Here is a 20,068-nt window from a genome sequence, read left to right on the forward strand (position 1 = left end):
GTAGAGATTATAGAGCTTTTTGAGTGTAAACAAAAAGTCCCATAAGAACTATAATGAAAAGCAACCAAACCATCATTAGGAAGAACTTATGAGACTTATTAAGAATACCACAGAATTAATCGGAATTAAAGACCCTAACATCATTATTTCTCTTGTTTTGGAAACTAATACTCATATCGAGATTCATGCAAAACTTGATTATTCTGCACCACCATGCCCTCATTGCCATGGAATGATGATCAAGTACGACTTTCAAAAATCTTCTAAAATCCCTCTTCTTGAACAAGCTGGAACTCCAACACTACTACGTCTGAAGAAACGTCGCTTCCAGTGTAAAGTGTGTAAGAGAGTAACGGTGGCTGAAACCTCAATCGTTGAGAAAAACCACCAAATCTCCAACCTTATCCGACAAAAGGTTGCACAACTTCTAACTGAGAAGGTATCACTAACGGATATTGCCAGAAGACTTCGTGTATCGACGTCCACTGTCTATCGTAAACTTGACCAGTTTACTTTCAAGGAACATTATGACAAACTCCCAGCTGTTATGTCCTGGGATGAGTTTGGGTTCAAGAAAGGTGAACTCGCTTTTGTGGCTCAAAACTATGAGACCAACAAACTCATAACCATCCTTGATAATCGCTGCCAAACTACTATACGAAACTATTTTTTGAAGTATCCATTGAAAGTCCGACAACAGGTACAGTTTATCACGATGGACATGTCAGGAGCTTATATTCCACTGGCTCGCAAACTCTTCCCTAACGCCAAAATTGTTCTTGATCGATTTCACATTATCCAGCACCTTGGACGTGCCTTTTTAAAGACAAGAATTGCCATTATGAATCAGTTTGATAAGAAGTCACTACCTTATCGAGCTTTAAAAAATCACTGGAGACTCTTCCAAAAGGACAGCCGTAAGTTATCTCTCAACCCTTTTTACTCAAAGACCTTCCATCAAACATTATGCCCACATGAAGTCGTTGAGAAGACACTGAATTTCTCAGAAGAACTCTCCAATTATTATAACCTCTATCAGCTTTTGCTTTTTCACTTTCAGGAGAAGAGGGGGAATGAGTTTTTTGAACTCATAGAGGAGAATATAAGCAAGGTCAATCATTACTTCAAAACAGTCTTTAGGACTTTTCGTAAACATAAACAATACATCAAAAATGCACTAGAAACACATTACTCAAATGCAAAATTGGAGGGGACCAATAAGCTTATCAAAGATATTAAACGTCTAGGCTTCGGTTTTAGAAACTTTATTAACTTTAGGAAGCGTGTTTTCATCACTCTGAACATACAAAAAGAGAAAACCTATCAGGTTCTCTCTAGATGTTAGCTTTTCGTCACCCACTACAGTTGACAAAGAGCCATTATTATTTCATCGTTGGGAACAACAAGACATCACGGATAGTTGTTGTATCAGTGAGGAGCATGCAGAGACGGTCGATACCGATTCCGAGTCCACCTGTTGGCGGCATACCGTATTCGAGGGCTTCAACGTAGTCGTAGTCGATGCCTGTTGCTTCGTCATCACCGAGTTCTTTAGCAGCAGCTTGTGCTTCGAAACGTGACAATTGATCGATTGGGTCGTTCAATTCGGTGAAGGCATTTCCGTACTCTTTAGTCATGATGAAGAGTTCGAAACGGTCAGTGAAGCGTGGGTCTTCTGGGTTTTTCTTAGCCAATGGAGACACAGCAACTGGGTGACCGTAAACGAATGTTGGTTGAATCAATGTTTCTTCAACGAATTCTTCGAAGAAGGCGTTGATGATGTGACCAACTTCAGTGTAGTGCTTTTCAACTGGAACATTCTTTTCAGCAGCGATAGCTTTGGCTTCATCCAAAGTCATGTCTTGCCAGAAGTCAACGCCAGTGATTTCCTTGATAGCGTCAACCATGTGGATGCGTTTGAATGGTTCGTTGATCTTGATTTCAGTTCCTTGGTAGTTGATAGGTCCGTCACCTTTAACAGCTTTAGCAGCGTGTTGGATGATACCTTCAGTCAAGTTCATGATATCGTGGAAGTCAGCGTATGCTTGGTAAACTTCAATAGATGTGAACTCAGGGTTGTGAGTAGCATCCATACCTTCGTTACGGAAGATACGTCCGATTTCATAAACGCGTTCCATACCACCAACGATGAGACGTTTGAGGTGAAGCTCAGTCGCGATACGAAGCACCATGTCGATGTTTTGAGCATTGTGGTGAGTGATGAAAGGTTTAGCAGCAGCACCACCAGCTTCATTGTGAAGAACAGGTGTTTCTACTTCAAGGAAACCTTGAGCATCGAGGTAGCGACGGATTTCAGAAATGATTTTTGAACGTGTGACAAAGCGGTCAAAGCTTTCACGGTTAGAAATCAAATCGAGGTAACGTTTACGGTAGATTGTTTCAACGTCTGAAAGTCCGTGGAATTTCTCAGGCAATGGACGAAGGGCTTTAGACAAGTGAGTGATATGAGTAGCCTTGATAGAAAGTTCTCCCATATCTGTACGCATAACTTCACCTTCGACACCGAGGAAGTCACCAAGGTCAGCTTTCTTGAAGATTTCGTAGTTTTCTTCACCGACAGCATCTTTACGCACGTAGATTTGGATTTGACCATCGCGGTCTTGGATGTGGGCGAAGCCAACTTTACCTTTACCACGTTTAGTCATCAAACGACCTGCGATAGTAGCAGTTTCGTTGATTTCGTGCAATTCTTCTTTTGTTTTGTCAGCGTATTTTTCTTTTAATTGACCAGATGTAGCTGTGCGTTCGAATCGCTTACCAAAAGGATCGATTCCTTGTTCAGCCAAAGCCGCCATTTTTTCACGACGGACAATCTGTTGATCGTTCAATTCTTCCATGTGTTGATTTGACATGTTAGTCCTCCATAAAATAGTCGTAATTATTGTATCATAAATCACCTTCTAAAGATAGGACAAATGATTAAATGTCAGATAAATAAAGCTAGGATTTATCTATTTTTAGGACAAATTGTAAACTAGCATTAACCTTTGATTAGAAAGTTATAGAATTTATTGACAAATATAATAAAAAGGGTGTACAATAGCAAAGTAAGTTTCGTATGATATAAGGAGGAAATACGATGAAAAAGAAAAATTATGTTAGTAAAGCCGTGATGCTTGGCGCTTTACTAGCACCTATTGGGATGCCTACGGTATCTGTGTTAGCAGATAGCTTTTATCAAAATCAAACGAGTGCTCACGCTGCTGATATTACAAACTGGATTGCCAGCACACCTGAACAAATTACAAATAATTTGACAACTCAGAATATCAATCCACAGCAGTTAGATGGCCAACAGTACGTGATTCAATGGGGAGATACCTTGTGGGGTATCTCTCAAGCAACTGGAATTTCTATTGAGAAATTAGCCTACGATAATAATATTCAGAATATTGACCTTATCTTCGCAGGTGACGTCCTCATCTTGAAACGTGATGGTGATGTCCCAGCAGGTTACCATGTGACTGGTAATGGTTACCGTTGTGCACATTCTAAGATTGTTATCAACAACTACTACGGTGATAACAACCGAGTGATTATCAATAACAGCACTTTTGTCTCTGATGACCATTCTAAGAATACAGTGATTTACGCTCCAGATAATTCTGACAATAGCGTTTCATTCTCAAATAGCACTACAAACAATAACAACGATAAAGACAAAGATACTAAAGATTCTAAAGATGGCAAGGACTCTTCTTCATCATCATCTGAATCTAAAGATGCTTCATCAAGTTCAACAAGTGGATCTTCATCTTCATCTTCTGCATCAAGCTCAACAGCAAGCAGTAGTGAAAGTAAAGCAAGTACAGAAAGTTCTAAGGAAAAAGAATTGACTGATGATGCTTTCCAAGACAAGGTTCAAGAAGAATTCTCAAATATTTATCGACAAAATCGTTCAGGTGGTCCAGCATGGACTTTCTTCTCACATGCAGATGATAAGACTGGTGTAAATGCTACTGCGAAGAAGGACACTGAAAGCAAAGCCCTTTATCTTCAAGGTGAAACACCTAAGGCTCAAGACATTGTTGATGGACCTAAAGATGGTGCCAAAACGGAAGCTAATGCGAAAGCTCTCGCTGAAAAGATTTACGACACCCTTAGCAACGGAGGTAAGCTGTCAGATCTTATTAAGGCAAAATATGCTCAAATTCAGGTAAGTTATAAGGGTGATAAGTGGGCTTTCAACGTTGATGTTTACAAAGAAAAAGAAAGTTCATCATCAAGCACTGAAAAATCATCAGAATCTAAGGCGTCATCAAGTGATGATTCTCAAACAGAAACACGCATGAGTTCAAGCTCATCAAGTGTTGAACGTTCATCATCAAGTTCTTCAAGTCACACTGAAACAGACTCAGAGGCAACTTTCTCTGACCTAACTGGTGACGAATAGAGAGGGGCAAGACATGTCAAAGAGAAATATCATTATTAGTGTCGTTCTCGCCTGTCTCTTGGTTACGGGAGCTGGATTTGGTGCTTTCTATTACTGGGGAACACACCATTTGGATAGTGTTGTACCTGGTAAGGTTTACCAATACTCAAGTTCTCTAAACGGTGAGGTCAATAATCGTGTCATGTATGTAGCCTTCCAAGAAGGTGGTAACAAGGCACTTGTGAGTCAAGATCGTACGACAGTGGTTAATGCTGCTAAGAGTCAGACTGATTTTGACAAGGCCTATAATGACCAAACAGCTAAGTGGGAATACAGTGTGACAAAGACAACATTGACTCTTGGTAAAAAAGAGGACGATCAATTGTCACAATGGCAGTACAACAAGGTCTTTGCTTATGGTGACCACTTCACATCAAAAGATTTCTATTACCAGATTGCCAAGGGTGGTCAGGGTGAAGTCAAACAAAAAATGACCTTCAAAGAAATTAAATAAGTATCTGAATATGACAAGATGCTTTAGGTTTGGGACAAATTGTTCCAAACCTTTTTCTATCTTCAAAACACGAATAATATTCTCTTAAGTAGGGTCCAAAATTGAAATCAGAGGGTAAAAACGGTATAATAAGACTGTTTGGGCAATTGTATTCTGGTCAAAAAACAGACGAGCAAGATTGCCCATAGACAGTTGACTTAAAGCTAACTTTTACCGGGCTTAGACCTAGAAGCTGACTAATATCATATTAGTCGCTAGTTAATCAGACGTGTCTAAGACTTTGGTCAAGAGAATGATATAAGAAAGAACGGACAGATGATTACTTCTATTGTTTTTGACGTTGACGATACTATTTATGACCAACAGGCACCTTATCGTATTGCCATGGAAAAATGTTTCCCTGACTTTGATATGAGTCACATGAATCAAGCCTACATTCGTTTCCGCCACTATTCTGATGTTGGTTTTCCACGTGTAATGGCAGGTGAGTGGACAACCGAGTATTTCCGTTTTTGGCGCTGTAAAGAGACCCTTTTGGAGTTTGGCTACCGTGAAATTGATGAAGAAACGGGCAACCATTTCCAAGAGGTTTACGAGCATGAGTTGGAAAACATCACCATGCTTGATGAAATGCGCATGACCCTTGATTTCCTCAAGGAAAAAAATGTGCCTATGGGGATTATTACCAATGGACCAACAGAGCACCAACTTAAAAAGGTTAAGAAGTTGGGACTTTATGATTACGTTGATCCTAAGCGTGTCATCGTCAGTCAGGCGACAGGTTTCCAAAAGCCTGAGAAGGAAATCTTCAACCTCGCAGCTGAGCAATTTGACATGAATCCATCGACGACGCTCTATGTTGGAGATTCTTATGACAATGATGTCATGGGGGCCTTCAATGGTGGTTGGCATTCTATGTGGTTTAACCACCGTGGACGTAGCCTTAAACCAGGTACTAAGCCAGTCTTTGACTTGGAAATTGATAGTTTTGAGCAACTCTTTGGAGCGGTGAAAGTCCTTTTCGACCTTCCAAATAACAAATATATCTTTGATATCAATGATAATGAAAATCCAGTACTTCAACTAGGTATCAATAATGGTCTTATGATGGCGGCTGAACGTCTTCTTGAGAGCAATATGAGTATTGATAAAGTGGTTATCCTTCTTCGTTTGAATGCGAACCAGGAAAAAATCCTTCGTATGAAATATGGAAGATAATAGAGCGGCCTCGTGTGGCCGTTTTATTGTCTAGAACGTGAGATAAGGAGTTTGAAAATGGTAGAAATCAACAACTTAAAACATGATATTGAAGCAGTAAGTGCTGAACGTGAGGCTTTGAGAAAAGAGGTCGAATCACTCGAAGCCAAACGTGACGATCTCTTTGAAGGTGTTAGAGATGCAGAACAGATGAAGTGTCTTGCCTGGGATTCCTATAATGCATTATCAGACCACCTTAATACTGAAGAAAAGCAACGAGAGTTTGCTAACAACTATTGGGAACATGTTCATAGAACTGTCAAAATAGATATGGAATTTGTTTTGAGTCGTGGTCTTCGTTTTAAGCGTTTATTGTCTGAAGGACAGTATGATCTTGTCTTACAGGAACTAGACGTTTTCGAAAAGGAATTAGATGATTTGGCTCGAGGATTTGGTGTTGAATTAGACCGTTTGCCAGAGGAACCGAGTTGGAAATAATGGAAGTGAAGCTCTTGAAGTAGTAGGCTTTAAGGGCTTTTTGAGTGCAAAAAAGCGACCCTTGTTCAGGATCGCTTGTCTTATGAAGTCAGTCGATGATTTAGCTGATCTTGTTTTGTTCATCCATATAAGATGTATCATTCCAACATTTGAGAGTGAAGTGCTCGAAATCATTGGTTTCGAGAATAGTGACAGAAGCATTGTCAAGACCTCCTGCCTTACGAAGAAGACCCGGTTCAAAACCAAGGAGGGTACGGATAGAAGCTGTTAGGTTAGCTCCGTGACCAACAATGAGGACATTTTTAGCATCACTATCTTTAAGTGTTTTGACAAATTCGGCCACACGTTTGGTTGTCTGGTAAACAGATTCAGCTTGGAAGTCATTAGCACGGAAGTTGGCTAGGTTATGACGGAAGGCATCCATTTCTTTTGGATAGATGGCCTGAACGAGTGAAATTTTTTGTCCTTCCAGTTTGCCAAGCTGCCATTCACGCAAAGCTTTAGTGTAGGTAACTTTAGCTTTAGGTTTTTGAGACTCCATGATGAGCTCTGTAGTTTTTTTAGCACGTGGTAGGTCACTTGAGAAGACCAAGTCAAAATGAGTGTCACTAAGATAGTGACCTAGCTCACGTACTTGTTCAACAGATTCTTTAAGCAAAGGCGAGTCTCCCTTGGCGCCTTGAAGTCGGCCTTCCAAGTTCCACTCAGTTTTACCGTGACGTACAAAATACAGTTTCATGATTACTCCTTAATATCAGCAAATTCAGCATTAACAAAATCAGCAAGTTCTTGACTATTGATACGGATAGAGCGCCCAATTTCTCCCGCTGAGACAATAAGGAAACCAGCTTCTTGGGCAGACTGATCGATGTAAATAGGGAAATTGTGTTTTTGGCGAATTCCCACTGGGTTGTTGGCTCCGTGAACATAGCCAGTCGTTTTTTGGAGATCCTTTTGTGGAATCATTTGAACTTTCTTGTTCCCTGAAATTTTAGCTAATTTCTTTTCAGACAGGTGCTCGGTGATAGGGACGATGCCGATGACTGGTCCTGTCTTATCTCCCTTAAGGGCGAGGGTTTTATAAATGCTCTCACGTGCCACATCTTCTGGAAGCTCTCCTTCTAAACCATTGAAGGATAAGCTATCATGGTCAATTTTAGCTTTATCAAGAATTTGGTCAACCAAGGTTTTCTTGACTTTGCCTTTCTTAGCCATTGTCATATCTCCTTTTAAAGTTATACATTTCTACCATCCATTATAACACAATCGTCTTAACACGCCTAAACCAATTTGACAAGAAGAAAACCAGTGCCTTAGACACTGGTTTTTACTGACTACTAGATGAACTTGTCGAAGTAGTCTTCTTATTTTTAGTTGGTTTTTGCTTAATCTTACCAAAGAGTTTTTCAAAGGTTTTACGTTTGTTTTTCTCTGGATTGATTTGGTTAAGATCTAGGATGTTGTCGAAACCTGGAAGGCTTCCTTGAGACGTATACTGGTGAAGGTCATAGTCGATTTCAGTGTTTGGTAAAGCCTCGTAATAACCAGAATCGGTACCGTAGGCTGGAATCCAAACAGCGTCGAAGTTTTTAGTTGAAACTTCTTGCTCGAGCATGAAATAAGCACCAATATAGAGACCAACATTTTCAGCTCCAAGTCGTTTGAGCTCAGCGAGAAAGGCTTGGACACCTTGCTCCATGTTAGACATGGTTTCCTCTTCGACGTCAATCCAGTAATAAGTCGGTTTGTATGGAGAAGCATTTTTGTAGAAAATACGAGCTTCTTCCTTCATCTCCTTGACAGAAGTACCTTGAGCGTAGGAATAGACGGCAACTGGAACGTCACGTTTTTTGAGTTCTTTAATATGTGTTTTAAAAGATTTGTCGACCCCATTCGAACTAGCGGCATTGCTATCCTTACTAATCAGTGATCCACCGAAGACGCGGACGATAGCACCAGAAATATGATTTGACAAGACATCGTAATCGATATCCTGAGGTAGTTGCCACCCTGAAAGGTCGATAATGGGATTGAGTATCAGCTCCTCGTCGGAACTGCTAGATGTACTACTGGTTGTTGTTTTTGGTGTAGTAGCATAAGGAATAGCAGATTTCACGTTTTGAAGATGCGCCTGTTGTTTGGACGTATTGTGAATATTTGCAATAACTAATGCTAATCCTAAAAGAGCTAGAACCACGTAAACAACGATCGGTTTTATTCTTTTTCTCATTACTCCCATTCTACCTTAAATAGCGCAAAAATGCAAAATAGAATGTTTATAAATTCTGTGAGAGATATTAAAGTGACTGATTTCCAAAAAGCCTTTGTAGTGCTGACTTAGGCACATTTTATGAATAAAGGTGTTTTGAGCTATCCTTGAATTAAGTGAATTTTTCATTTATTAAAGCAAGAAATTTAGCTTAAAAGTCAGTTTCTTCCTTGAAACTAGCGCCACTAGTGGCATCAGACCAGGCGACAAGAGCTTGAGCAGAGTTATCCAGATAGGTCTTGAGAGGTTGCTTCAAATCATAAATAGTCTCCCAAAATCCTAGGACCTTTCCTTCGTTGTCGATAGCAGCTTGGTAGGTCTGGATGAGGACTTGATCAAAACTGTCTGTTGGAATCTGATAACTTCTTTCTTTGGTAGGAGATGCTAGAACTTCAGACATGATCCAATCGGGCAGATTTTCAGGCTCACGGGGGAAGAAACTACCGTCAGAGCCACCGTTGTCGTAGAGAAAGTTTCCTTGGGCATCATAGGCTGCTAATTTATAGGACAGGTGATTCAGTAGTGTTTTTAAATCGTTCATACCTTCATCATAGCTTCTTTCAGGAGAAATGGCAATGCTTTGGATTGGAGACAATACTATCGTAGGATAGTATCAGTTTGTCCAAGGATAGTAGTATCTCTTGTAGCATTATCAGGGTATAATAAAGTAAAAGAAGACTTGAGGTGAAAACATGTCAAAACTTATTTTTCTAGATGTTGATGGGACCTTGGTAGATTATCATAACCGCATTCCAGTGTCAGCAATCAAGGCTATTCGTCAGGCCCGTAAAAATGGCCATCTGGTCTATGTTTGTACTGGTCGTAGCAAGGCAGAAATGCAGCCAGAATTATGGGAAATTGGCTTGGATGGGATGATTGGTGGTAATGGCTCTTATGTAGAGCATCATGGCCAAGTCCTCATGCATCAGCTGATTTCTAAGGAAGATGCGGCTAAGATTGTGGATTGGCTAACAGAACGCCATCTGGCCTTTTATCTGGAGAGCAATAACGGTCTCTTTGCCAGTCCTGATTTTCGGGAGCGGGCACGTGAGACACTTAAGACTTATGCCATTCAAAAGGGGCAATCTGCAGCGTCTGTTGAGGGGAAAGAACCAGAAGATTTTCTTCATGGCCTTCAGTATGGTGGGGAACTCTACCGTGATGACCTAAACAAGGTCAGTTTCGTTTTAGAATCCTATCAGGATCATCTAGATTCAAAAGAAGCTTTTCCACAGCTTGAACCCCATACTTGGGGAGGGCGAGGTGAAACAGCCTTGTTTGGTGATCTAGGTGTTAAGGATATTAACAAGGCCCATGCCATCGATGTCCTTTTGGAACATTTGGGGGCTGAGCGTTCGGAAACCATTGCTTTTGGTGATGCCAAGATTGATATCCCTATGTTGGAATACTGTGAGGTTGGGGTTGCCATGGGAAATGGTGGGCCGGAAATCTTAGCTATGGCAGACCTAATCACAGACGATGTTGAAGCTGATGGTCTCTACAAGGCTTTTGAGAAATTGGGTTTATTGCAATAGAAAAAACTGAGTTCCGTTTGGGAGCTCAGTTTGTGTTTTATGCTGGTTTACGACCGATAAATTTTTTCAAGAGGTACAAGAGATAGCCGACAGCGATATACCCGGCACTGATAACTAGGACATTTACCAAGACCTTGTTCCAGCCAAATTTATTAACATTGATAAAGAAGTAGGCGAAGGGGCTATCTTTGGCACCTGGGATTGGGAGTTTTAGAACCAAGCCATTTAAAAGGGCAAAGGCAAAGTAAGACAGAGGGACCACGGACCAGTAAATTGGCTCACGTAGACGGTAGGCTTTCTTAGCATCAAAAATGAGGGTATCAAGCACCAATCCCCAAGGCACAATATAGTGGACCAAGAAGTTACGGAGGGTCCAGAATTTCTCAGGTTCCGTAATAGGTGCCAAGAGGATATGATAGATGACCCCAGTGATGAGGATGGCCATAGTTACACCACCCTTGTAACGCAAGAGTTTGGTGTTAGTCGTCGCATCCCCTTTTTTGAAGTCATAGATGATAAAGAAAATCAAACTAGAAAAGACCAGAATATTGGATAAAACAGTGTAATAGAGCAACATGCCCCAACCATCGTCATGGATTTGGATAGAGACTCCTACTAGTCCACAGAGAGCTAGTAAGATACGGTAAAATCGTGAAATAGTCATAAGCTTCCTTTTCCTAATAAATAATCTCTCTTATCATATCACATTTTTCACTAACAATTTATTGAAAATTCTAGTAAAATCAAGGTAAGAAAGACTTTAAGGAGTAATGATGTCCAATTTAATCGATTATCTTGATAAGGTTAAGGATTTGCCTTTCGACCAAGAGCCTCTAAATATCTTGGATAAGGTTTGCATCAATGAGATTGGCTACCTGACTTATGAAAAATGGCTCTCAGCAAGTGATTTGAAGGAAACCATCAATTTACATGACTATGCTGAAGGGAAGGACTTAAATCCAGACTACAGCTTCATGGTGACTAAGGAACGGGTAGATTTGGCTGAAGCCATGGTCAGGTCTAGGCGTTTCGCTGGACTTAATCTAAGTGACTACTGTAGTGTCTTGGACAAGGAAGTGGAAAAACAGTTTGCGGCTATGATTTTCAGTCTGCCTGAATTGGACTACCAGCAGATTGTCTTTCGTGGTACCGATGATAGCGTCATTGGTTGGAAGGAGGATTTTCAGCTGACTTACAGTCGGGAAATTCCTGCTCATCGCTCAGCCATGGCCTTTCTGGAGGAGCACTTGCCAAACCTCAGTGGCCATATTGTTGTTTCTGGACACTCCAAGGGTGGCAATCTTGCTCTCTATTCGGCTGTTCAGAGTTCGACTGTCTTGCGTGAGCAAATAGCAGAGCTCTTGCTTCTTGATTCTCCGGGCTTGATGAAGCCCCTCTTAGAGAAGCCTTCTTACCAAGAGTTGAAAGCTAAGATGACGGTTATCAGACCTCAAGAATCAGTTGTGGGAGTCATGCTTTACTGGGACAAAACCGCAAAGCTCGTAGCAGCAGATGGCATAGGCATCGCTCAACACAATGTCTTGCTTTGGCAGGTTGACTTGGAAACAAATGATTTTGTTTATGAGGACCAGCCGACGGACTTGAGTCAACGCTTAAAAGAGACCTTCCAAGAATGGATTGAGACCTTGCCTAATCAAGAACTCAAGCAGGTTTGTGATTTGTTCTTTGATACCATCCTTGATTCTGGAATTGAAAGTCTGGATGATATTGGGATAAAAACTCTCCCTAAGCTAGGCCAGATGTTGCAAGAATTTGGCAATCTCACAGATCAACAAAAGAAGGTCTTGCAGGACGGTTTCAACCAGTTGCTATGGATATTTTGGAAGTCGGGAAACAAGAAATCTAACCTGCCCAAGCTAGAACTTCCTGATTTTATCAAGAAGTTGAGTGAATTAACCAACAACGATTAGGGGCAGCGGAATCATAGAAGTGGAGAATTTTATGTCTAAAAATGTACTTATTACAGGAGCAACATCAGGAATTGGGGAAGCAACGGCGCGTGCCTTTGCCGAAGAGGGAGAAAATCTCATCCTAACCGGTCGCCGTGTGGAGCGCTTAGAAGCTCTAAAAGAAGAGCTCCAAGCAACCTATCCCAATCAAAAAGTTTGGACCTTTGCCCTGGATGTCACTGATATGGCTATGGTCAAGGATGTTTGCCAAGCTATTCTCAAAAGCGTGGATCAAGTCCACGTCTTGGTTAACAATGCAGGTCTGGCACTAGGTCTAACAGCCTACCAAGACTATGAGGAGTGGGACATGCTGACCATGCTCGATACCAATGTCAAGGGCTTGATGATGGTGACACGTCAGATTTTGCCAAGCATGGTTGCTGCCAATGAGGGCCATATCATTAATATGGGCTCTACGGCGGGCATCTATGCCTATGCAGGTGCTGCCGTTTATTCAGCAACCAAGGCTGCAGTAAAAACTTTCAGTGATGGCTTGCGTATCGATACCATTGCCACAGATATCAAGGTGACAACCATTCAGCCTGGTATCGTTGAGACCGACTTTTCTCAAGTTCGCTTTCACGGTGATAAGGACAAGGCAGCTAAGGTTTATCAAGGTTTAGAGGCCCTCCAAGCACAAGATATTGCGGACGCAGTTCTCTACGTCACCAAGCAACCTCGACGCGTCCAGATTTCAGACATGACCATCATGGCAAACCAACAAGCCACAGGGTTTACCATTCATAGGGAGGAATAAAAAGTCTCCGATAAACCTTTTCCAGATGGAAAGGGCTACAAAATTTGGTCGCTTACTCGTATTTTTGCCATGTCTAGATCATAAATAATATACATTCTGAGCCACTATAGGTGGCTTTTTATCATTTTTCCTAACCTTTTACGAATATAAATTTAAATAGTGATATTTTAAAATAATAACTTATAAGTATTTACATGTAAGTACTTATAAGTTATAATAAAGGAAGAGAGATTTGTATGTATCCTATTCATTTTTATAAAGATAGAAATGGACATGAACCTGTTAGAGAGTATATTGAAACATTATCTATGAATTCAAGTAAAGATTCTAGAATTAAATTACATAAAATTCAAGACTACCTGACTATGTTAAAAAATAGAGGAACCATGATTGGTGAACCATTCATTAAACATTTGGAAGGAGAGATTTGGGAACTAAGACCCTTAAGAGATAGAATTTTATTTGCAGCATGGCTAGATGATGGTTTTATTTTGCTTCATCATTTTGTGAAAAAGACACAAAAGACTCCAAGACGTGAGCTGATGAAGGCTCAAAAGGCTTTAGATGATATTAGAAAGCGAGGATTGTAAGATGACTCCAGAAAAGAATCCAGCAATTGGAAGTAGTTGGGATGATTTACAGAAAACTATTTTCACTAAAGAGGAAATCGCGGCAAGTGAACTCCGTGTCGCACTGATGCTTGAGATTATTGATGCTCGTAAAAAACAAGGCATTTCTCAAAAGAAACTTGAAGAATTGAGTGGTGTCAAACAACCTGTTATCGCACGTATGGAGACAGGTAAAACGGCACCTCAGTTAGATACGGTTCTTAAAATACTGGCTAGTCTAGGTAAGACATTGGCAGTAGTCCCACTTGATTCACATGTGAAGTAAGTTTAGGGAAGATAACCTACTTTTATAACAATTATTATTTGCTATTCTAAAACGATTAACACGGACTTACCGTGTTTTTTTGTTCGAATTTTCCCAAAACTATGAAAGAAACCCTGAAAATGCTATAATGTAAGGGATTACGACAATGTTGAAAGGATAAGTCATGCCAGCAGTTACTCCAGAACTTGAGATAGAACGTCAATTAATCGAGCAGTTAACCTCTGGTGAGAGCCAGTGGACCTATCGACCAGACTTAAAAAATGAAGATCAATTATGGGACAACTTTTTTGAAAAGTTAGCGCAAAATAACGTTGCCCTACTTGCTGACCATCCCTTGACTGAGCAGGAGAAGCGCCAAATCAAGAACCAGCTTAACTTCATTAACTATTATGAAGCTGCTAAGTGGTTGGCGGGTGAAAATGGTATTGCCAAAGTCGAGGTTCAGCGTGAAGATGCTAGCCTTGGGACTATCCGACTTTCTGTCATCTGGCGTGACAATATCGCTGCTGGAAAATCCAGTTACGAAGTGGTCAATCAGGTGGAACGTGACAAGGCCTATCCACAAGATCAGGACCGTCGTTTAGATACGACACTGATGATTAATGGCCTTCCTCTTATCCACATTGAGCTCAAGAGTCCTCGTGTGGCCTTTTTGGATGCCTTTCATCAAATCAAAAAGTATGACCGTGAAGGTAAGTTACGTGGCATTTACTCTGCCCTTCAGATGTTTGTTGTGACTAATAAGGTGGACACACGTTATATCGCAGCTGCACGAGAGGATAAGCTCAATAAACAATTCTTGACATCTTGGGTGGATAAAGATAATAAACCCATGACCAGTCTCATGGACTTTGCCCATGAGGTCCTGTCTATTCCACGTGCCCATCAGATGGTGATGCAGTACTCCGTTATTGATGATAGTAAAAAAGCCCTCATCCTCTTACGTCCCTATCAAATTCATGCCATCGAGTCTGTTCAAGATGCCTCTCGCCGACAGGAATCAGGATATATCTGGCATACCACAGGTTCTGGTAAGACCCTAACTTCCTACAAGGTGGCTCGCAACCTCTTGCAGATTCCAGCCATTCAGAAGACGATTTTCGTCGTGGACCGTAGGGACCTTGACCAGCAGACGACGTCGTCCTTTCTTTCCTACGCCGCTAATGATGTCATCGATATCGATGAAACGGACAATACCCATGACTTGGTCAAGCGTTTGGCAGGAAATGATAAGCGTGTGATTGTAACGACTATCCAGAAAATCACTACCATGATGCGTAAGTTCCAAGAAGGTAAATATCAAAAGGATTCGGAGAAAATCAAGGACCTTCGTGTGGCTTTTGTTGTGGATGAATGTCACCGTGCGGTCACGCCTCAGACCCAAAAAGATATCAAAGGATTTTTCCACAATTCGCTCTGGTATGGCTTCACAGGCACACCGATTTTCAAGGAGAATAAACGCAAGCAATTAGGTGACTTGGCGCAAACCACCCACCAACAATATGGCGAACGCCTCCATGAGTATACGGTCAAAGAAGCCATCCATGACGGGGCAGTTCTGGGATTTAAGGTGGACTATCGTAATACCATTATTTCGCCGATTCCTGAAGAAGACCTTCCTGACTCTGTCTATGAAGATAAAGAGCACATGCTAGAAGTCTTGGATGCTATCCTAAACAAAAGTTATCAACAGTTGGGCTTCCCAAATGGTGAGGGCAAGACCTACGAGGCCATCTTAACCGTTAAGTCTATTCCACAGGCTCAGGCCTATTACAATCTGCTCAAGAGTATCAAGGCAGGACACGAACGTGTCAAGGTGTCAGAACGGGTTAAGCGCGTGCTACTTGACTTTCCAAAGGTGACGGTCACTTACTCCGTGTCGGAAAATGAAGAAGAATCTATCGGCTACCAAGAGCACATGAAGCAGGTCATGGACGATTACAATCAAGAGTACGGTACTCATTTTAATATGGCTGATTTGCGTGGCTTTAACACGGATATCAATAATCGTTTAGCTAGAAAGTTAGACAAATATATTCCTCGTAAAGAGCAGTTGGATTTGGTCATTGTCGTTGACCGTCTGTTGACCGGTTTTGATGCCCCATGTCTATCCACTCTCTTTATCGACCGTAAGCCCATGCGTCCACAGGATTTGATCCAAGCCTTTAGTCGCACTAACCGCATCTTTGACAGTAAAAAGCGTTATGGCCATATCATCACCTTCCAAAGGCCAGAGGCCTTTAAAGAGGCTGTGGATAACGCCCTTAGACTCTACTCAAACGGTGGTGAAAATGACGTCACTGCCCCAGACTGGGCAGAAGAAAAAGCTAACTTTATTCAAGCCTGGATCGACTTCCAAGTAAAAGTGGAAGATGTGGAAAACTATGTCATCACGATTGAGCAGGCTACTAGCCCACAACTCCGTCGCATTGCCAAGGCTTACCAAACCTTTGACAAGTATCTGGCATCTATCCGTGTCTATAGCGAATATGATGAAGCGGCTATCTATGCAGAGACAGGACTATCAGATGAAAAGCTCGAAACCTATCTAGGAATCTATCAAAATATCCTAGCAGAGCTCAAAAGCCGAGCTGAAGACGATGGTGATGATAATCTCTTTGATATCCACTACGAACTGGAATCCGTCCAAGTCGACGAGATTAACTATGCTTACATTCTGACCCTGATTCAAAGTATGATTCAGCAGGAAGAGGATAGTCCACAGACCCTCAGCGACAAGGATATCGAAACTGTTGATAACTATATCCAGAGTCTGGAACGCACCAATCCTAAACTAGCCGAAATCATCCGAAATCTATGGAAAGAAGTCCAAGCTAATCCTAAAGATTACCAAGGACAATCTATCACTGGTGTCTTGGACAGCATGATTGAAGCCATTATCGACGACCATCTCAAACGCTTTGCCAGAGAATGGTATGTCGGACTCGATGAACTTCGTTACTACGTCCAACACTATCGTAAAGGTGCTAAGAAGCAATCTGGAGAAAGCCAGCTCACCAAGAGCCAACGCTACAAAGACTATAAAGCAGAAACAGCTGATGCCCTCAACCCGCTCAGCTACAAAAAACACATCAAAGAAGCCTACACCAAACTCATTGAAGAAGTTATTGAACCATTGAGAGTGGGGAGGTAAGAGGAGTTATTGTGGATAAATTATTAGATAGTTTTGAAACTGTTTTTGGTAATGGGTTTCTCAAATATTTTAAGGAACAGGAAAAGAAGCACCATTACTTTAAATTGAATGACTATAAAAAAGTAATTCAGAAATTTGTTGAGGATGAACAGAGAGAACGAGTTAATTATTATAGTGGGACCCACGTTCATTTCACTCGTTTTCTGCTTGTTAGCATTGAGAAGTTTAAGAATAATGGAAGAGCAATAGATTTTACAGAATTAGATCATAAAGGTAAATTGATTTGGCAATTAGAACATATTGTACCTCAAAGTAAATTTGAACCGGGAGATTCTAACAAGAATAATTTAGGGAATTTAACTTTATTACATAGAGATACAAATGTAAAAATCTCAGATGAAACTTTTGTAGAAAAAAAGAAAGTATTACTTGATAAAGATGAGTCAAAGTTTTACATTAACGAAGTTTTTAGAAGAGATAAGTTTTTGAAGTCAGATATCGAACAAAGAACAATTGATTTACAACTTGAATTAAAAGATATTTTTGAAAATTATTTTGATGAATACTGTGAGAAGGTATTATCTTTACAATCGAAGACAGTTGGAAGGGTGATTATTAGTTCTGAGTCTATATATGGAAAGCGTCGGAAACATTTTAATGTTATGAATGGAACGGTATTTCCCGTAAAAAATCTAATGAAGAATTTCAATGAAAGTATTGGAGTTAATGGTAAAGAAATATTACAAAGTTTAAAGATATTGATACAAGATAACGTTAAAGATATTTTTAAACCTTTTGATAAAATAGCGTCAATTCAACCTAATTATTCAAACATACTTGAAGTATTATCTAAGCAATTTTCAAAATTACAAACACTCTATAATTTTAAAAATATAGGAAACTTTTTAAAAAATATTGACTTTGATGATTATCGTCGCGAACTTGATGAACAAAGAAAGCGTAAAATTGCTAAATGTTTACATTTTGATATATATCCTCCCATATTGTTTTTAGATGAGCTTGCTTCTATGCAGAAAGTAACAGAACAAGCTGAAGCAGACTACTATTTATATGAACATCTCAAATACTGGGAAGAGCAAAGAGGAAAGAGTATTTATGATTTTATTCCAAAATCGTTGAGAACATATAAAGAAGTTGCTCAACTTGAATATCTTGAAAGTTTAAAAATGTATAAAATGATGGTGATATTCTGCTTGGAAAGAATTGAGTTTATACTTTCACAAATTCAAATTCAAGAACAAGGGACTCACTTTTCAGAGATATTAACTTCAAATAAGTCATTTAGAAATTTTGTCAATACGTCTAATGATGATAATTTTTTGAATGAACTTGTATCTCAAATTACTTTTTTATCAGAATACCATGAAAAAGGTTTTGTTGAGGTTAATCTATTTAAAAATTTTAAAGATATTGAGAGTGATTATATTGAAAATAGATTACCTCTCAATAGAAATATCTTTATGCATGGATTGGTTGATGAGAAAGATGTTAGTTATTTGTTAGTACAAAAATCAGTATTGGCCTATGCGTTTTTTGAAGAACTCTATGTATTAAAGACAACAGATAAAAAATATTTGAGACTCCAGTTATTTAAGAGAAAAGGAATTTCAAAGAAAAGTAAGATTAGATTTTATATAAAAAAATGTAGGAGGAAATCACTGGTTTATGGTTGATTCTTTTATCCCCCAGATTAGATTCAAGATATGTAAGAATCAATGGGAAAAAAATAAATTATCCAAGCTTGCAAAATTCAATCCTAAGTCAACATTGCCAGAGAAATTTAAATATGTTGACCTTGAGTCTGTTTTAGGAACGGATTTAATTTCTTATAGAGAAGTATCACGAGAGAATGCTCCATCACGTGCTCAACGTTTAGCCCAAAAAGGTGATATTTTTTACCAAACTGTCCGTCCATATCAGAAGAATAATTATTTGTTTGACAGTGATGAAAAGGAATATGTTTTTTCAACTGGGTATGCACAATTACGACCACTAATAGACAGTGCTTTTCTTTTTGCCAGATTACAAGAAGAAAGTTTTGTCAATAAGGTTTTAGAAAGATGTACGGGAACGAGTTATCCAGCAATTAATTCAAAAGACCTCTCAAAAATTTCTGTTACAATTCCACAGACAACTGAAGAACAATCCGCCATCGGTTCCCTTTTCTGCACCATCGATGATCTTTTAGCTAGCTATAAGGAAAATCTTGCTAACTACCGATCACTCAAGACGACCATGCTTACTAAGATGATTCCTAAAGCTGGACAGACCATTCCTGAGATTCGTATGGATGGATTTAAAGGTGAGTGGGAAATAAAGAAATTTAAGAGCATAAGTACTAAAAGAGGGAAAACAAACAGCAAAGGGTATGATTATCCAGCATATTCTGTTAGCAACCAGAGTGGGTTGATTCCCCAATCAGAACAATTCGAAGGAAGTCGTTTAGAGAATCTTGAAAAAATTTCATATAAGACAGTTGGACCAAACGAGTTCGCATATAATCCGGCTCGTATAAATGTGGGTTCAATTGCATTTAATGATATAGAGGAAACAGTAATTGTTAGTTCTCTATATGTTATTTTTTCTTTAGATAAGTCAGTAAATAACAACTATGCGCTACTGTTTATAAAATCACCTGAGTTTAATAAAGAAGTTAGAAGGAATACGGAGGGTAGTGTGAGGGAATATCTTTTTTATGAAAACTTTGCAAATATTCGGATTCCAATTCCTCCGTCACTCGAGGAACAACAGGCCATCGGCTCTTATTTCTCAAACCTCGATAACCTCATCTCTACTCACCAAGAAAAAATTTCTCAACTAGAAACTTTGAAAAAGAAACTCTTGCAGGATATGTTAATTTAAGGAG

The 20,068-nt window shown here is 39.8% G+C and carries 18 protein-coding genes and 1 pseudogene; 13 read left to right on the top strand and 6 right to left on the bottom strand.

What is annotated here, in order from left to right:
• Positions 1 to 88: 88 nt before the first annotated feature.
• Positions 89 to 1,338, top strand: a pseudogene (locus SSAL8618_RS10725) (ISL3 family transposase).
• Positions 1,339 to 1,382: 44 nt separating this feature from the next.
• Here the strand turns inward: SSAL8618_RS10725 and lysS are convergent.
• Positions 1,383 to 2,873, bottom strand: a complete 1,491-nt coding sequence (gene lysS / locus SSAL8618_RS03990) for a lysine--tRNA ligase (RefSeq protein ID WP_013990828.1) — start codon at positions 2,871 to 2,873, stop codon at positions 1,383 to 1,385.
• A 227-nt stretch (positions 2,874 to 3,100) separates the two neighbouring features.
• Between lysS and SSAL8618_RS03995 the strand changes: the two genes are divergently transcribed.
• From SSAL8618_RS03995 to SSAL8618_RS04010, 4 genes are all read left to right on the top strand, one after another.
• Positions 3,101 to 4,414 (top strand): LysM peptidoglycan-binding domain-containing protein, encoded by a 1,314-nt coding sequence (locus tag SSAL8618_RS03995; RefSeq protein ID WP_038675711.1) that lies wholly within the window; start codon positions 3,101 to 3,103, stop codon positions 4,412 to 4,414.
• A gap of 13 nt (positions 4,415 to 4,427) precedes the next feature.
• A complete protein-coding gene (locus SSAL8618_RS04000) occupies positions 4,428 to 4,907 on the top strand; it encodes a hypothetical protein (RefSeq protein WP_004182767.1) in 480 nt (159 codons plus the stop codon).
• Positions 4,908 to 5,222: 315 nt separating this feature from the next.
• The gene (locus SSAL8618_RS04005) at positions 5,223 to 6,125 is read left to right on the top strand and encodes an HAD family hydrolase (RefSeq protein WP_002890593.1); all 903 of its coding nucleotides are present in this window, start codon (positions 5,223 to 5,225) and stop codon (positions 6,123 to 6,125) included.
• Positions 6,126 to 6,182: 57 nt separating this feature from the next.
• Positions 6,183 to 6,602 (top strand): hypothetical protein, encoded by a 420-nt coding sequence (locus SSAL8618_RS04010; RefSeq protein ID WP_038675712.1) that lies wholly within the window; start codon positions 6,183 to 6,185, stop codon positions 6,600 to 6,602.
• Between the two features lie 100 nt (positions 6,603 to 6,702).
• Here SSAL8618_RS04010 and SSAL8618_RS04015 read toward each other — a convergent pair whose 3' ends face one another.
• The 4 genes from SSAL8618_RS04015 to SSAL8618_RS04030 form a co-directional block, all read right to left on the bottom strand.
• A complete protein-coding gene (locus tag SSAL8618_RS04015) occupies positions 6,703 to 7,341 on the bottom strand; it encodes a histidine phosphatase family protein (protein ID WP_014634220.1) in 639 nt (212 codons plus the stop codon).
• A 2-nt stretch (positions 7,342 to 7,343) separates the two neighbouring features.
• Complete coding sequence (locus SSAL8618_RS04020) at positions 7,344 to 7,817, bottom strand: aminoacyl-tRNA deacylase (RefSeq protein ID WP_014634221.1); 474 nt, start codon at positions 7,815 to 7,817, stop codon at positions 7,344 to 7,346.
• 112 nt (positions 7,818 to 7,929) lie between these two features.
• Positions 7,930 to 8,832, bottom strand: a complete 903-nt coding sequence (locus tag SSAL8618_RS04025) for a glycoside hydrolase family 25 protein (RefSeq protein WP_037600402.1) — start codon at positions 8,830 to 8,832, stop codon at positions 7,930 to 7,932.
• Between the two features lie 190 nt (positions 8,833 to 9,022).
• A complete protein-coding gene (locus tag SSAL8618_RS04030) occupies positions 9,023 to 9,412 on the bottom strand; it encodes a hypothetical protein (protein WP_038675713.1) in 390 nt (129 codons plus the stop codon).
• A 151-nt stretch (positions 9,413 to 9,563) separates the two neighbouring features.
• Here SSAL8618_RS04030 and SSAL8618_RS04035 point away from each other — a divergent pair, with 151 nt between their 5' ends.
• On the top strand, positions 9,564 to 10,406 hold the full coding sequence (locus SSAL8618_RS04035) for a Cof-type HAD-IIB family hydrolase (RefSeq protein ID WP_038675714.1): 843 nt from the start codon (positions 9,564 to 9,566) through the stop codon (positions 10,404 to 10,406).
• A 37-nt stretch (positions 10,407 to 10,443) separates the two neighbouring features.
• On the opposite strand, the gene SSAL8618_RS04040 is transcribed toward SSAL8618_RS04035, so the two are convergent.
• On the bottom strand, positions 10,444 to 11,070 hold the full coding sequence (locus tag SSAL8618_RS04040; protein WP_002890606.1) for a Pr6Pr family membrane protein: 627 nt from the start codon (positions 11,068 to 11,070) through the stop codon (positions 10,444 to 10,446).
• A 109-nt stretch (positions 11,071 to 11,179) separates the two neighbouring features.
• On the opposite strand from SSAL8618_RS04040, the gene SSAL8618_RS04045 reads away from it, so the two are divergent.
• The 7 genes from SSAL8618_RS04045 to SSAL8618_RS04080 all read left to right on the top strand — a co-directional run bounded on the left by SSAL8618_RS04045 (position 11,180) and on the right by SSAL8618_RS04080 (position 20,064).
• Entirely contained in the window at positions 11,180 to 12,337 is a 1,158-nt protein-coding gene (locus SSAL8618_RS04045) for an Mbeg1-like protein (protein WP_038675715.1), read from the top strand.
• A 31-nt stretch (positions 12,338 to 12,368) separates the two neighbouring features.
• Positions 12,369 to 13,133, top strand: coding sequence for an SDR family NAD(P)-dependent oxidoreductase (locus tag SSAL8618_RS04050; RefSeq protein WP_038675716.1), 765 nt, complete (start codon positions 12,369 to 12,371; stop codon positions 13,131 to 13,133).
• Between the two features lie 236 nt (positions 13,134 to 13,369).
• Positions 13,370 to 13,723: a type II toxin-antitoxin system RelE/ParE family toxin gene (locus SSAL8618_RS04055; protein ID WP_004182758.1), complete on the top strand. Its 354-nt coding sequence runs from the start codon at positions 13,370 to 13,372 to the stop codon at positions 13,721 to 13,723.
• Position 13,724: 1 nt separating this feature from the next.
• Positions 13,725 to 14,027 (top strand): helix-turn-helix domain-containing protein, encoded by a 303-nt coding sequence (locus SSAL8618_RS04060; RefSeq protein ID WP_004182757.1) that lies wholly within the window; start codon positions 13,725 to 13,727, stop codon positions 14,025 to 14,027.
• A gap of 163 nt (positions 14,028 to 14,190) precedes the next feature.
• Positions 14,191 to 17,181 carry a type I restriction endonuclease subunit R gene (locus tag SSAL8618_RS04065; protein WP_038675717.1) on the top strand — a complete coding sequence of 997 codons (2,991 nt, stop codon included), beginning with the start codon at positions 14,191 to 14,193 and terminating at the stop codon, positions 17,179 to 17,181.
• Between the two features lie 11 nt (positions 17,182 to 17,192).
• Positions 17,193 to 18,875, top strand: a complete 1,683-nt coding sequence (locus SSAL8618_RS10805) for an HNH endonuclease family protein (RefSeq protein ID WP_223896513.1) — start codon at positions 17,193 to 17,195, stop codon at positions 18,873 to 18,875.
• Complete coding sequence (locus tag SSAL8618_RS04080) at positions 18,868 to 20,064, top strand: restriction endonuclease subunit S (RefSeq protein WP_038675718.1); 1,197 nt, start codon at positions 18,868 to 18,870, stop codon at positions 20,062 to 20,064. The genes SSAL8618_RS10805 and SSAL8618_RS04080 overlap by 8 nt, the downstream gene beginning before the upstream one ends.
• The last annotated feature ends 4 nt before the right edge of the window (positions 20,065 to 20,068 follow it).

This window comes from Streptococcus salivarius (genome assembly GCF_000785515.1).
Taxonomy (GTDB): Bacteria; Bacillota; Bacilli; order Lactobacillales; family Streptococcaceae; genus Streptococcus; species Streptococcus salivarius.